The sequence below is a fragment of the Brevibacterium iodinum ATCC 49514 genome (assembly GCF_900169265.1).
In the GTDB taxonomy this organism is placed as follows: Bacteria; Actinomycetota; Actinomycetes; order Actinomycetales; family Brevibacteriaceae; genus Brevibacterium; species Brevibacterium iodinum.
Genome location: NZ_FXYX01000001.1, coordinates 309,549 through 323,961 on the forward strand (window position 1 = coordinate 309,549; position 14,413 = coordinate 323,961).

General features: G+C 64.8%; 12 protein-coding genes and 1 pseudogene. 4 read left to right on the forward strand and 9 right to left on the reverse strand.

The features are described from left to right. Positions 1–98 precede the first annotated feature (98 nt). A pseudogene (locus BI49514_RS01400) lies at positions 99–908 on the forward strand (DUF1707 SHOCT-like domain-containing protein); the annotation flags it as partial. On the opposite strand, the gene BI49514_RS01405 reads toward BI49514_RS01400, so the two are convergent. The 6 genes from BI49514_RS01405 to BI49514_RS01430 all read right to left on the reverse strand — a co-directional run bounded on the left by BI49514_RS01405 (position 856) and on the right by BI49514_RS01430 (position 7,120). After that, positions 856–1,239, reverse strand: a complete 384-nt coding sequence (locus tag BI49514_RS01405; protein ID WP_101543651.1) for a hypothetical protein — start codon at positions 1,237–1,239, stop codon at positions 856–858. The pseudogene BI49514_RS01400 and the gene BI49514_RS01405 overlap by 53 nt on opposite strands. 202 nt (positions 1,240–1,441) lie before the next feature. After that, complete coding sequence (gene groL, locus BI49514_RS01410; protein ID WP_101543652.1) at positions 1,442–3,085, reverse strand: chaperonin GroEL; 1,644 nt, start codon at positions 3,083–3,085, stop codon at positions 1,442–1,444. A 755-nt stretch (positions 3,086–3,840) separates the two neighbouring features. Further along, positions 3,841–4,044: a cold-shock protein gene (locus tag BI49514_RS01415; RefSeq protein ID WP_025780447.1), complete on the reverse strand. Its 204-nt coding sequence runs from the start codon at positions 4,042–4,044 to the stop codon at positions 3,841–3,843. A gap of 447 nt (positions 4,045–4,491) precedes the next feature. Further along, the gene (locus BI49514_RS01420) at positions 4,492–5,055 is read right to left on the reverse strand and encodes a LytR C-terminal domain-containing protein (protein WP_101543654.1); all 564 of its coding nucleotides are present in this window, start codon (positions 5,053–5,055) and stop codon (positions 4,492–4,494) included. A gap of 2 nt (positions 5,056–5,057) precedes the next feature. Next, positions 5,058–5,324 carry a DUF3263 domain-containing protein gene (locus BI49514_RS01425; protein WP_101543656.1) on the reverse strand — a complete coding sequence of 89 codons (267 nt, stop codon included), beginning with the start codon at positions 5,322–5,324 and terminating at the stop codon, positions 5,058–5,060. A 329-nt stretch (positions 5,325–5,653) separates the two neighbouring features. Further along, on the reverse strand, positions 5,654–7,120 hold the full coding sequence (locus BI49514_RS01430) for an aldehyde dehydrogenase family protein (protein ID WP_101543657.1): 1,467 nt from the start codon (positions 7,118–7,120) through the stop codon (positions 5,654–5,656). A 399-nt stretch (positions 7,121–7,519) separates the two neighbouring features. Here BI49514_RS01430 and BI49514_RS01435 point away from each other — a divergent pair, with 399 nt between their 5' ends. Continuing rightward, entirely contained in the window at positions 7,520–8,221 is a 702-nt protein-coding gene (locus BI49514_RS01435; RefSeq protein ID WP_101543659.1) for a uracil-DNA glycosylase, read from the forward strand. Positions 8,222–8,278: 57 nt separating this feature from the next. Here the strand turns inward: BI49514_RS01435 and BI49514_RS01440 are convergent, their stop codons facing one another. Both BI49514_RS01440 and BI49514_RS01445 read right to left on the reverse strand, forming a co-directional pair. Further along, positions 8,279–10,216 (reverse strand): threonine/serine exporter family protein, encoded by a 1,938-nt coding sequence (locus tag BI49514_RS01440; protein ID WP_101543660.1) that lies wholly within the window; start codon positions 10,214–10,216, stop codon positions 8,279–8,281. Next, positions 10,213–11,493, reverse strand: a complete 1,281-nt coding sequence (locus BI49514_RS01445) for an amidohydrolase (protein WP_101543661.1) — start codon at positions 11,491–11,493, stop codon at positions 10,213–10,215. The genes BI49514_RS01440 and BI49514_RS01445 overlap by 4 nt, the downstream gene beginning before the upstream one ends. A gap of 281 nt (positions 11,494–11,774) precedes the next feature. Here BI49514_RS01445 and BI49514_RS01450 point away from each other — a divergent pair, with 281 nt between their 5' ends. Together BI49514_RS01450 and BI49514_RS01455 are read left to right on the forward strand one after the other, a co-directional pair. Next, on the forward strand, positions 11,775–12,713 hold the full coding sequence (locus BI49514_RS01450) for an SGNH/GDSL hydrolase family protein (RefSeq protein ID WP_101543663.1): 939 nt from the start codon (positions 11,775–11,777) through the stop codon (positions 12,711–12,713). Next, the gene (locus BI49514_RS01455) at positions 12,710–13,474 is read left to right on the forward strand and encodes an alpha/beta hydrolase (RefSeq protein ID WP_101543665.1); all 765 of its coding nucleotides are present in this window, start codon (positions 12,710–12,712) and stop codon (positions 13,472–13,474) included. Before BI49514_RS01450 ends, BI49514_RS01455 begins: the two co-directional genes overlap by 4 nt. Before the next feature lie 9 nt (positions 13,475–13,483). Here the strand turns inward: BI49514_RS01455 and BI49514_RS01460 are convergent, their stop codons facing one another. Then, a complete protein-coding gene (locus BI49514_RS01460; RefSeq protein ID WP_101544052.1) occupies positions 13,484–14,404 on the reverse strand; it encodes a tryptophan 2,3-dioxygenase in 921 nt (306 codons plus the stop codon). Positions 14,405–14,413 lie beyond the last annotated feature (9 nt).

Here is a 14,413-nt window from a genome sequence, read left to right on the forward strand (position 1 = left end):
GATCGCGGTTCAGCGCAGATCCCCGATCGTATGGGCAGGTCCGGGCCTCTGATGCCGATCGCGCGGTCGTCAGTGATGTCCTCTCGGAGGGTTATAATCTCGGTCAGCTCGACGTGGAGGAGTTCGATGAACGCACCGAGGCGGCTGCGAAGATCAAGACGCTCGGTGAAGTCCCAGCTCTGTTCGAGGATCTCGTCCTCGCCGATCCTGTGGAGGTCGAACCTGGCACGCTCGATGATGCGGGCCGCGCGCAGGCACTGGCTCGCCTCGAGGCGGACCGGGTGCCGATCACACCGGAGAAGATCGATGCCGCGGCGCAGAAGTACTACCGAGAGCGGGTGCGTCGTGCGCTGCTCGGTGCTGTTGCGGGGCCGGTCGGGATCGTACTGGCGATCTGGGCGATCTCGTCGATCGCCTCTGGAGGGTTCATCTTCTTCTGGCCGATCTTCGTCATCATTCCCACGCTGCTCGGCGGACTGGGACACATCGCGCGTAAGGGCGAGATCATCCGCAACCGGAAGAAGGAGCTCACCCGCAGAGCCCGGGCCCAGCTCGGTGATGCTGAGGCCAAAAACGACAGCTCGAAGAGGGTGAGCCTCCCGAGCGGGATTATGAAGCGGACTTCGGCACGGGCCTGCAGCCGCCGCATCCGCCGTACTCTCCTGGACAGATCTCACAGCGGGAAGAGCGAGACCGGCGCCGGTCGCATCGCCGCCATAACCGCGACAATCCCTGGGACTGAGATTACATTCGCAATCCGGCATGGTGTCGGCCTCTTCAGGCCCGGAAACTCCGTTTCCTACTCAGACCGGGCAGGTCCGGAACCGTCTCAGGCAGGGAACGTCCGGAACTGTCTCAGACTTGGAAGATCCGGATCTGTCCGAACTCCTGAGCCTTGTGCGTGGTGAACCACATCGTGTGCGAGAAGTGCCTCAGGTCGTCGCCGTCGGCCTCCGCCTGCCAGTATCCCCATGCGGCCGCGGCCTTGCCGTGGGTGATCGCCGCTTCGAGGTGGCCGACCTCGTGAGACTGGCCGGACAACTTCACCAGCGCTTCGACAACGTCTACCCCGCCAGTGTGGGTTTCGACGTCGGAGGAGTGGACGATCTGCAGCACGCAATCGTCGGCAACCGCTTCGTTCAGTGCTTCTCTGTCGCCGTTGAAGAGATTTTCCTCGAACGTCGCCACGAAGACGTTCTTCGGACTGTTTCCGCAGGAATCGGTTCCGGTGAAAGTCATGGACCCAGCCTATGCGGGGCGAGGCTGCGGAACAACGGGTCGGCGGGCCGCCTCGGCGATGATGGTCGCCGACGCACAACGAGCGGACACTTCCGCGCGGACGATCTGACCGTCGGGCCGGGACCCGAGAGTCCGGGCACGAAAACGGCCGTGCCGGCACCCTTGCGGGCACCGGCACGGCCGATCGAACAAGCGGTGGCTATCAGAAGCCCATGCCGCCCATTCCACCCATTCCGTCCATGCCGGCAGCTGCATCTGCACCTGCGGCGGGCTTCTCGGGCTTGTCGGCGACGACCGACTCGGTGGTGAGGAACAGACCGGCGATCGAGGCGGCGTTCTGCAGGGCAGAGCGGGTCACCTTGACCGGGTCGTTGATGCCGGCGGCCAGCAGGTCCTCGTACTCACCGGTTGCGGCGTTGAGACCGAATCCGGCTTCGAGGTTGGCGACCTTGTCGGCAACCACACCGGCTTCGAGGCCGGCGTTCGTGGCGATCTGCTTCAGCGGGGCTTCGATGGCAACCTTGACGATGTTGGCACCGGTGGCCTCGTCTCCCTCGAGTGCGAGGTCGGCGAATGCGGCCTTGCCAGCCTGGATGAGCGAGACGCCGCCACCGGCGACGATTCCCTCTTCCACAGCAGCCTTGGCGTTGCGCACGGCATCTTCGATGCGGTGCTTGGTTTCCTTGAGCTCAACCTCGGTGGCGGCTCCGGCCTTGATGACTGCAACACCGCCGGCCAGCTTGGCCAGACGTTCCTGCAGCTTCTCACGGTCGTAGTCGGAGTCCGAGTTCTCGATCTCGGCGCGGATCTGAGCGACCCGTCCGGCGATCTCCTCGGCGTCTCCGGCGCCCTCGACGATGGTGGTCTCGTCCTTGGTGATGACGACCTTGCGGGCGGTGCCCAGCAGATCGGTGGTCACGCTGTCGAGCTTGAGCCCGACTTCCTCGGACACGACCTGGCCACCGGTGAGGATGGCGATGTCGGCGAGCTGAGCCTTGCGACGGTCACCGAAGCCCGGAGCCTTGACGGCCACGGACTTGAAGGTGCCCTTGAGCTTGTTCAACACCAGGACGGCCAGGGCTTCGCCCTCGACGTCTTCGGCGATGATGAACAGCGGCTTGTTGGACTGCTGAACCTTCTCGAGGACGGGCAGCAGGTCCTTCACGTTCGAGATCTTGGAGTTGACGATGAGGATGTAAGGATCCTCAAGGACAGCTTCCTGGCGATCGGTGTCGGTGACGAAGTAACCGGAGATGTAGCCCTTGTCGAAGCGCATACCCTCGGTCAGTTCGAGCTCGAGTCCGAAGGTGTTGGACTCCTCGACGGTGACGACGCCTTCCTTGCCGACCTTGTCGATGGCCTCGGCGATCAGTTCACCGATTGCAGGATCTCCGGCGGAGATGCCGGCGGTGGCGGCGATCTGTTCCTTGGTCTCGATGTCGATGGCGTTGTTCAGCAGCACGTTCGTGACGGCCTCAACGGCCTTCTCGATGCCGCGCTTGAGGCTGAGCGGATCAGCACCGGCTGCCACGTTGCGCAGGCCTTCGCGGACGAGAGCCTGTGCGAGCACGGTAGCGGTGGTGGTTCCGTCGCCTGCGACGTCGTCAGTCTTCTTGGCGACTTCCTTGACGAGCTCGGCGCCGATCTTCTCGTAGGGGTCCTCGAGTTCGATCTCCTTGGCAATGGAGACGCCATCGTTGGTGATGGTCGGTGCGCCCCACTGCTTTTCGAGCACGACATTGCGACCGCGGGGTCCAAGGGTCACCTTGACCGCGTCCGCAAGCTGGTTGAGGCCAGCTTCGAGTCCTCGACGAGCTTCTTCGTCGAATGCAATCATCTTTGCCATAGTGGCTTAGATCCTCCCTGATGGAGTGGAGTGGGAATCCAGAGCAGTCGTCAACGCCCGCGACGGCAGAGAGTGTGTCCGCATGTTCCATTCCACATATGGACCACGCCCTCGAGACGACTGGTGGGAACCCATCGGTTTTCACCAGTACTAGATTTAGCACTCTCCCCATGCGAGTGCAAATGTTTGTCGCCCGCCAAGATGGGCGAGGGCAGTGCAGATCCGCGAATTGTCGGCGCGCGATGGAGGCACAGCGGGCAGTTCGGCCCAGCGCGAAACATTTGGCGCGGGTGGCGAACCCGGGGTGGTGCGGGCTTCAGAGCCCGCCCTCGGTGCGCGCCCCGATCCTGCGAACAGACTCCGCCCGCGAACAGCAGGTCGACTCCAGAGTCCTCCGTGTCCGCACTTTCGGCATTCGGTACTGTCTTCTCTGAAGAACACACCGAGGAAAGTGAGTACTACGAAACAAGGTGGTCAAGTGCGCCGAAGGTGGTCAATTACGCCGATTGATCCACGACCAGCAAGTCGCAGGCATCAAACGGCCACGATCCGGAGGGCACTCCCGCGCGGGCACTCCCCCGAGGGCCCCCCTTCAGGCAATCCGCCCGCGGGAAGCCCACCGCCTGCGGGCACTGAAAAGCGCCGAGCAGTTGCCTGCTCGGCGCTTCCCCCGTGCGATTGGTGCCGGTCGGCCCGAAAGCCGTTCCGACTCCCCGCCGCAGCGGATCAGAAAACTGTGCTGACAGCAGCCAGTCTCAGAGGAGGGTGACGGACTCCGCCTGAGGACCCTTTTGTCCTTCTCCAACTTCGAACTGAACCTGCTGGCCCTCTTCGAGAGAGCGGTAGCCGTCCATCTGGATTGCGCTCCAGTGAACGAACACGTCCTGGTTGTCGCCTTCAAGGGTGATGAATCCATAGCCCTTTTCAGCGTTGAACCACTTGACGGTACCTTGTGCCATTACTTCTCCATACAGTGCAGTGCCATTGAAATCCCGCATCGCAGCCGCGATCAGATGACCCCACCCGAGATACGGAAGCTAGTAAAACTCAACTGACCCCGCGACGTCTCTCATTGACCTCTAGAGAATAATCTCGGTGAAGCACGAATAGAACACAAGGTGCTGTGCTTGCCTAGCTGTTGCAACTCTACCGCAGGCGCGCATACCACCTAGAGCGGTTCAACACTGTTATAGATTCGTTACCTAAAGATTTCTGTCCTGTTCACAACGGGGATCGCGGCGGGTGGAATCTGACCGTTCGGTCAGGAATTCGCCGAGGCGGCCCACCGTCACATGACCCGACCGCAACCGAGGAGACCAGCCGTCATGCCCTCATCGCCGAGGCGGCCGAGGCCGAACCGGTCCCGCCGACTCAGTCGCGCTGCCACGCCGCCGAATCGCTTCGGATCACTCCGAGTCCCCGCCTTCGCTGGGCTCGGGTCCGCGATCGGCGATGTCCGAACAGATGACGACGGTGATGTCGGCTTCGAAGTCGGACGAGGCCTCGGTGGCGGAGACTCCCAGCGACTTGGCGACGAGCTTGGCCTGGGACGCGTTCTCCTCGCCGTTGTAGTACACGGTCGAATCAGAGAGGTTCGTCGAATAGTTGCCGACCTGGCCGAGATTCCAGCCCTTCTCTTCGACAGCCTCGGAGAACTTCTTCGCAACACCGGAGACGCCGGAGCCGTTGAGCACGTCGACGGTGACCGAGTCGTCTGCGACGCTGACTTCGCTCTCACTCGGTGAGGGTTCGGCCGACGACGATTCGGAGGCCGGAGGGTCGGCGATCTTCGACTCGGGGTTGCCCATCGAGGAGAAGATGATGTTGATGGCGGCCACGACCAGCAGGACGGCGACCAGGGCGAGGATGATGACCAGCGAGATGGCACCGATGTTCGACGACGCCGCGGACTCCTGTCGATGGGCACCGCTGCGCCGGCCGGGCTCGATCTCGTCGAATTCGTCGGTCATGTCTACCTCGAGACGCGGGCTTGGGCGCGTTCGCTCTGCCGCGTGCTGCGGATTCGGCGAAGGCGCTTGACCAGCATGGGGTCGCTGGCCAGAGCTGCAGGGTTGTCGAGAAGCGAGTTGAGGATCTGGAAGTAGCTGGTGGCTGACATGTCGAAGCGCTCACGGATCGCGTGGTCCTTGGCGCCTCCGTATCTCCACCACCGCCGCTCGAACTCCAAAACGGCCACCTCGAGCTCGCTCAGTTCTGAGGTGTCGTCGTTCGGCGGCATAGAGGTTGTGCTCCTTCGAGAGGTGTCTGTGCTTCTATTCTATCGCCGGATCGGCGGTACCGAAATTTCCGGCGCGCCGCCGAGGCTGTGAGGTCGATCCCGACCGGGGCACGGCTCGTGGGACGGCAACTCGCACATGCCCGGCGGCTGCTGCGCCCGCAACCGCAGCACCCCGCCGCACGGCACCGGATCGGTGACCGTGTCGACGGGGTGAAGGGAACGACCTTCGCCGAGGCGGGGCCGCCTCGGCGAACCGGGTGACCCGATCACGAGGATCGGATCGACCCCACATTCGACCGCGCGGGCAGACCCGCCTCGGCGAGATCGGATCAGCGGATGCGGATGTTGACCTGCTTGATCTGGGTGAATCCTTCGAGCATGCCTTCCAGCGATGCCTCTCGTCCGAATCCGGAGGTCTTCATGCCGCCGTAGGACTGGCCGGGCAGCTGGCCGCCGCCCTGGTTGACCTGGACCCAGCCGGATTCGATCCGGTTGGCCATGGTCAGGGCCGCGTCGACGTCCTTGGTGAAGACGAAGGCCGCGAGTCCGAAGTCGGAGTCGTTGGCCATGTCGATCACCTCGTCGATGTCCTTCCACGGGATGACCGAGAGGACGGGGCCGAAGATCTCTTCACGGCTGGTCTGCCAGTCGTTCTTCGCCTTCGAGAAGATCACGGGCGCGTGGTAGAAGCCGGGTTCGCCGACTTCCAGCGAATCGGAGCCGTCATAGGCGATCTCGACGCCGTCCATCGCCTTGCCCATCTCGATGTAGCTGGCGACCTGGTCGTACTGCTTCTGGTTGATGATGCAGCCGATGTCGGTGGACTCATCGCGGGGGTCGCCGACCGTCATCTTCGACACCGCGTCGACGAGCTTGGACAGAAAGTCGTCGTAGATGTCTTCGTGGAGGAACAGACGCGAGCCCATGGTGCACGACTGGCCCTGGCGGGCGAAGCGGGTCGACAGCAGCACCTGCTCGAGGGTGTCGTCGTCGTTCGAGTCCGGGAAGATGATGTTCGGGGACTTGCCGCCGAGCTCCATCGACGAATGCGCGAGTCGACCACCGGCCAGCTCGGCGACGTGACGGCCGACGCTCGTCGATCCGGTGAATGAGACCTTGTCGACGTCGGGGTGGACGTTGAGGGCCTCACCGATGACCGAGCCCTTGCCGGTGACGACGTTGAGCACACCGGCAGGGAGGATGTCGGCGATGATCTCGGCCATCTTGAGGATGGTCAGCGGTGCATCCTCGGCGCATTTGAGGACGATCGTGTTGCCGGCGGCGATCGCGGCAGGGGTCTTGAAGGCGGCGATCATCAGCGGCGAGTTCCACGGCAGGATGCCGGCGACGACACCCAGGGGCACGCGCTTGGTGTACTGGAGCTGCTTGTCTCCGGCGGGCAGGGTGTTGCCCTTGACCTCACCGGCGACGCCGCCCATGTAGCGGAACAGGTCGGCCAGGATGATCGTCTCCGGGCGAGCCTGGGTGCGGATCGCGTTGCCGGTGTCGAGAGCGGTCAGCTGGGCGAGCTCCTCCGAAGCGGCTTCGAGCGCATCGGCACAGGCCAGAAGCTTCTTCTGGCGTTCCTTGAACGGAAGGGCCGCCCACTCGGGGAAGGCCTTCCGTGCGGCTTTGACGGCGCGGTCGGCGTCGGCCTCTTTGCCGTTGGGCACCTTGGCGATGACGACGTTGCGGTCGATCGGGGTGATGACATCGGTGGTGTCGCCGTCAGCGGCGTCGACCCATTCTCCGCCGATGAGCATCTTCCAGTTCTTGGCCTCTGGGAATTCCGACATTTCGGTCCTTTCGTTCAACGATGAACTCCTTAAGCCGAGCATAACGCGTGGCGCTGAACGGCAATACATCGGTTCGCTAGGCGATCGCGCACACCCGATCTGCGCGTGGTGCACATGCGCGCAGGTCGATTCCCACCCCCGCCGAGGCGGTGCCGAGGTTCGCAACGCTCGCCCTTCCCTCTTCTGCGCGGTGGATGCCGGATTGTTGGGTCGATCCACGGTGATTTCAGTGAGGAAACCACCGTGGATCGACCCAACAATCATGTCCGTGGTGGCTTCCCGCCCCCGCTTCCCCTCCGCTGGCGCCAGCACCGCCGTTCCTGCGCCGCCCATTCCTTGGAAGCTGACACCACTGTCCCAGCGCGACCTCGTCCGCCGAGCATCGCTAAACTCGTGCCCATGACGTCGACGCCTCCGCTGACCGAGATCATGTCCCCCGATTGGGCGAACGCCCTGGTCGGAGTGGAGGAGCGCATCCATTCGATGGGCGACTTCCTCCGCGATGAGATCGCCGCCGGTCGCGCCTACCTGCCCTCCGGGGACTTCGTCTTCCGCGCCTTCGCCGAACCGCTGTCCGAGGTCAAGGTCCTCATCGTCGGCCAGGACCCCTACCCGACGCCTGGCCACGCCATCGGCCTGTCATTCGCAGTCGACCCCGATGTCCGCCCCCTGCCGCGGTCGCTGGGCAACATCTATAAGGAGCTCGAGTCCGACCTCGGCATCCCGCCGGCCCCGCACGGGGACCTGCGCGCCTGGTCACGCCAGGGAGTCATGCTGCTCAACCGGGCCCTCACCGTCTCCCCCGGCGAACCCGCTTCCCACCGCGGCAAAGGCTGGGAGGAGATCACGGAACGGGCGATCACCGCGCTGATCGAACGAGATCAGCCGCTTGTCGCGATCCTCTGGGGCCGCGACGCCCGGAACCTCGCTCCCCTGCTGACATCAGGAACCGCCGAGGTGGCCATCATCGAATCCGCGCATCCCTCACCTCTGTCGGCCCGGCGGGGATTCTTCGGCTCCCGACCGTTCTCGCGCACGAATGAATTGCTCGCCCAGAAGGGCATCGATCCGATCGATTGGGCCCTGCCGGATCAGGCCTGAGCCCGGATCAGAGCTTGGCCCGGATCAGGCCTGAGCCCGGTCCGATCTGAGTCCGGATCAGATCTGAATCGGCCCGGTCGCGGTCTCCTCTGAGGATCCCGTTCCTCCAGCCCCATTCGGCTGAGGCTTCGCTCCTCCGGTCTCGCCCGATTGAGCCTTCTCTCCCCCGGCCTCGCCCGACTGAATCCTCGAACCTGCAGACCCGCTCGACTGGGTCTTCGCACCGCCGGGCTGCACCGAGTCGATGACAGCGGTCGATGTCTCGCCGCTGCGCACCTCTTCGACCTTCTCCTCAGCCGAGCTCTGACTCTTGAGGTTCTTCAACGGCAGCGCCAGATAGCTGCCGAGCACAGCGCCGACAGCGAGCGCCGCGTTCGCCAGGATCGCGGTGAACAGCGAGGACAGACCCACAGCGAAGGAGACGTTCTCCGATTCCGACGCGATCTGATAGACAGCGGTGAAGATCGACAGCCCCTGCAGCAGGGTGTAGATGCCGGGAATCATCAGCACGATCGCCGGAGCTCCCAGCCGCAGCGCCAGCGGCCGCGACAGGAAACCGGTGACGGTGGCCGCCAGCAGACTGGCAAGCACATTGTCGACGTCCAACAGCGTCAGCGACATCATCGTGATGTGCGAAGCAAGGCCGACCAGCGCCGCCGGCAGGATGAACCGGCGCCTGGCCGACATCGCCACCGCACCGGACATCGCCACCACGGCCGCCGCGACCATCGACAGGATCGCCGTGACCACATGCGGGCTCGACTTCGGCACGAGCACTTCGATATGACTGAGCCCGATGGCCTGACCGCACACGATTCCCAGGGCAATGCCGGAGACGATGCCGGCCAGAGTCATGAACACCCCGACCACTCGCCCGGCCGCGGTCAGCGGGAAGTTCGTCAGCGCATCCTGAACCGCCGAATACAGCGACTGCGTCGGCAGCAGCAGAACGATTCCGGCAGCCACGAGGTACTGCGGTGAGGCGATGATTCCCACGTCGCCGGCGATGGTGGCGATGAGCGTCGCCGAGGCTGCCTGAATCGCCGTGGTGAAGAACGACGGCAGGTGGGTGCGGCCGAGCAGCTTGCCGAACTGGAACACGACGATGGCCATCGTGATGCCCAGGGGAATCGCGATCGGACCTCCTCCGAGCAGCAGGACGAGGGCACCGACCATGAAGCCCCAGGCACCGGTGGTGAACCATTCGGGGAACGGTCGCCGCTGCGTGCGTATCGCGTCGAGACGACTGCGTGCCTCATGGAATTCGAGACGCCCGTCGACGAGGTCGGTGACGAGCTTGTGCACCGAGGCGAGCTTCGCGTAATGCGTGGACTCACCGCGGTTGACCCGCATCACCGTCAGCAGACGTCCGTCCGAGGTCGAATAGTGCACGACCAGGGTGTTCGATGTCAGATCGACCTCGACGGTGGCCAGACCGCACGCGGTGCACGCAGCGATGACGGAGACCTCGACATCGCTGGTGCCGGCACCGGCGCGCATCATCATCGCCGCGATATCGGCGGCGAGGTCGAGGATCATCCGGGCTTCGTCTTCGCTCGGCTCGTTCGCCTGCACCGGCGCCTGATACGGGGTGCCCTTGAGGGCGGTGACGATCGGCACCGGCTGCGTGTTCTCCGTCGTACCCGAGACGAGTCTGCCCACGGTGCGCCGAGCGACCTTCTGGGCGATGCGCTGAGACGCACCGAGGTGGTCGGTGCGAGACTTCGACCGCCCGCCGCCACGCTCGGCCTTCGCCGCCTTCGCCGCGGCGGCCCTAGCGAGATCTTCGGGCTGGGGTTCCGGTGAGGAGTCCCTCAGTTCGGCAAGTCGCTGCAGGCGGGTGCGTTCGAGCAGTTCGCGCAGGGCCTGGGATCCGGCCTCCGGATTGCCGCCGGAGGCCGGGGCCGGGGACGAACCGCGGACAGGGCCCGGCTCGTCCGGGTCCTCGACCCGAACCTCGGTGGTGGTGGCGTCTTCGAGTTCTCTGTCGCTCACGGCTCGCTGATGAGTGTCGGGCCGAGCGGGTCGGCGATGTGCGCGGTTCCTGAGGCGGCGTCGTAGTCGAAGACGCGACGGCCGGAGACGAAGACGGTCTCGGCGCGGGAGTTCAGATCGAGCGGATCGCCGGACCAGATGACGATATCGGCGTCACGGCCCACGGCCAAGGCACCGAGGCGGTCGTCGAGGCCGAAGATCGCGGCCGGGTTGATCGTCAGCGCTTCGATCGCGACGACCGGATCGAGTCCTTCTTTCACGGCCAACGAGGCTTCGTGGATGAGGAAGTTGATCGGGATGACCGGATGGTCGGTGGTCAACGCGATGCGCACTCCCGCCTCGGCGAGGGAGGCCGCGGTGGCCAGGGTGCGGTCGCGCAGTTCGACCTTCGACCGGGAGGTCATCAGGGGGCCGAGGATGACGTCGATGCCCTTGGCGGCGATGAAGTCGGCGATCTTGTGGCCTTCGGTCCCGTGGTTGATGACGAGGCGGTAGCCGAATTCCTCGGACAGGCGGATGGCGGTGGCGATATCGTCGGCGCGGTGGCAATGCTGGTCCCATGCGAGCTTGCCGTCGAGGACGTCGGCCAGGGTCTCCTTGACCAGGTCGCGGTCGAACGGGGTGCCGTCGGTTTCGGCTTGCGCACGTTTGGCCTGGTAGTTCCGCGCTTCGACGAAGGCGTCGCGGATGATCTTGACGGTGCCCATCCTCGTCGATGGGGTGACCTTCTTCTCCCCGTACACGCGTTTCGGGTTCTCGCCGAGTGCGGACTTCACGGACAGATCCTGTGTCACGAGCATCTCGTCGACGATTCGACCCCAGGTTTTGAGGAAGGCGGTGCGACCGCCGATGGGATTGCCGGAACCGGGTTTGATGAGCGCCGAGGTGACACCCCCACGCAGGGCATCCTTGAATCCGAGATCGGTGGGGTCGATGCTGTCGAGCGCGCGCAGGCCCGCACCGTTGGGATCGGTCATCTCGTTCGTATCGTCACCGGACCAGCCTTCACCGTCCTCATGCACGCCGAGGTGGCCGTGGGCTTCGATGAAACCGGGCAGGACCCAGCGTCCGCCGGCATCGATGACCTCGGTGTCCGCTGGCAGGGAAGAGGTATCGACCTGGCCGGGTGCTACCTCGGTGATGCGGCCGTTCCTGACGGTCAGCGTCCCTGATTCGATCGCTTCGGCGCGGTTGCCGGATTCGTCGGCCACGGGCACGATCCGCGCGTTCGTGATGACGAAATCTGTGGCTGCGGGGACCGGGACTGACCGATACATTCTGCTCCTAGCGAGGGGGTCGGCGACGACGTCTGGCTGCGGTGTCGAGTCTACGCCACTCGATGATTCCACTCGGTGACCTCTGGGCCGTTCGCCGCGTTGGCGCACGGCCTCCGCCGGGGCGAGTTCCCGCCCTCTTCCCCTCCCAATTGCTACCTGAGGGCGGCCCAGCAACCTCGCGAGGTTGCTGGGCCGCCGTCAGGTAGTTCTCGGGCGGACGGGCCCCGCGTCGGGTCCGGCGTATAGTCTGGATGAATCGCCCGAAGAGAGAAGGATCCCTGATGCTTGAGCCGATCACCTCATACGTCGCAATCGGAGACTCATTCAGTGAGGGTCTGATGGATCCCGACCCACGGGTCGAGGATCGGTACCGCGGCTGGACGGACCGGCTCGCGCTCATGCTCACCGAGTCGTCGGTGGGCAGCCCGGACCTGTCCTATGCCAATCTGGCCATCCGGGGGCGGCTGCTCGACCGTATCGTCGATGACCAGGTGCCGCAGGTCCTCGAGATGAAGCCGAACCTCGTGAGCCTGTGCGCCGGCGGCAATGACTGCCTGCGCCCGAAGGCCGATATCGATGCTCTGGCCGCGAAGTTCGAACGCGCCGTGATCGCGATGCGTGAGGCCGGCATCGAGGTGCTCATGTGCAACGGGTTCGATACCGAGTCCAGCACCCCGCTCATCCGTGCGGTGCGGCCTCGCGTGGGGGTCTACAACGCCCATCTGTGGTCGATCGCGCAGCGGCACGGCTGCCATATGGTCGACCTGTGGGGCCTGCGTTCGCTCTACGCCGCGGAGATGTGGGCCGATGACCGCATCCACCTCTCGACGGAGGGTCACCACCTCGTCGCCGAGCAGGCTCTGGCGACCCTGGAGAGCGGTCGTTCCCTGCCTGTCAAGGGCTTCGGTCTTCCGGCTCGTCCGACGCGGGCGATTCGCGAGGTGATGAGCGAGGAGTCGCGGTGGGCCCGTGAGTACCTGGCCCCGTGGGTCGGTCGCCGATTGCGCGGCCAGTCCTCCGGTGACACTCTCGACCCGAAGCTGGCGGAGCTCACCCGCGTCCGCGACCTCGTCGAACGCTCGCGCGAGGTCGACCGTGCACGGGAGAACGGCGAGGTCGACGCCGCCGGCGAAGCGGGCACTGCCGGCCGGACCGGCTCGGGCGAAACTCACACACGTGAAGCCGGTGGGGTGAACGCATCTCAGGGTTCCGAAAGATGAGCGTCGAGTCCGTGCGCATTCCCGAACTCTCCACCGCCGGGACCACCATGGCTCCGTCCTTCCGACACGCCTACGGGGACTCCCCCGAGCAGTTCGTCGAGGTCTACGGTGACCCGGCGACCGCCTCGGCGACGGTCATCTTCGTCCACGGAGGCTACTTCCGACCCCGCACCGATCTGTGCCACGCCCGGCCGTTGGCTCGGGAGCTGGCCGAGTCGGGAGTGCTCGTCGCCTCCGTCGAGTATCGACGCCTCGGCGGGCAGCCGCTCCTGCTCGACGATGTCACCGCGGCCATCGAATCGGTGTGCACCGAACTGCCGCGCTGGGGTATGAGCGAGCAGGCACGGGAGAATCTGGTCGTGTCGGGCCATTCGGCCGGTGGCTGCCTCGTCCTCGCCTGGGCTTCGCACCTGCCCGACGAGGGACCGCGGATCCGTCTGCGTCCTCTGGCACCGGTGACCGATCTGCTGCGGGAGGTCGAGGGCAACCTCGGCGATGGGGCAGTCCTCGACTATATGGGCGTGCGGCCAGACGACGATCTGGACGCCTACCTGCGCCACGATCCGCGATCTCGGGCCGCCCTCATCCCGGCACGCGTCGACGTGCATTCGATCCACGGGGATGCCGATGCCACCGTCGACGTCGAATTCTCCCGTGCCTTCCCCGCCGCCCTGACCGAGCTGCCGGGTGCGAACCATGCCGATGTCATCGACCCCGACTCTCCGTACTTCCCGCAGGTGAGGGACCTGCTGCTCGGCTGAAGGTACTTCTCAGATCCCTTCGGGGCTGATACCGGGACCGTTCTCGATTCCGGTGCGGATGTCGAAGAGCTCGGGGAAGAACGTGAGATCGAGCGCCTTCTGCAGGAATCCGACTCCGCTCGAACCGCCCGTACCGCGTTTCATGCCGATGATCCGCAGCACTGTGCGCATGTGTCGGTAGCGCCAGATCTGGAAGTTCTCCTCGAGGTCGACGAGCTCTTCGCAGCTCTCGTACTCCTGCCAGTACTTCTGCGGGTTCTCGTAGATGATGCGGAAGACATCGCACAGTTCCTCATCGAAAGTATGGGCGACCGATTTGTCGCGGTCGAGGAGCCGCTGCGGCACCGGAAGACCGCGCCGGGCCAGGCAGGCGAGGAACTCGTCGTAGATGCTCGGTTCCTCCAGGTACTGCTCCAGGGCCGCACGCGCCTCGGGTTCTCCGTCGAAGACTGGGAGCATGGCCCGATTCTTATTGCCGAGTAGAAACTCCACGGCCCGATACTGCCAGGACTGGAAGCCGGAAGCACGGCCGAGCTGGTCGCGGAAGCCGACGTACTCACTCGGCGTCAGCGTAGCGAGCACGGACCACTGCTCGGTCAGGGTCTTCTGGATGTGTTTGACGCGGGCGATGCGCTTGAGCGCGGTCTGCAGCTCATCAGCGGCGATGAGTCGCCGGGCGTCGAGGAGTTCGTGGATGACGAGACGGAACCACAGCTCCGTGGTCTGGTGCTGGATGATGAAGAGCAGCTCATCGTGGTGTTCGGGACTGCTGACTGGATGCTGGGCGCCGAGGAGACGGTCGAGGTCGAGATACGACCCGTATGTCATCGATTCCTTGAGGTCGGTGTGGACCCCGGCCTCGAGGTCGCGTTCGTTCTTCTCGGCCGTCGTCCGAGCGTCTCTGCCCGGGTCATGGTTGGTGTCCGTCATGATCTCCAG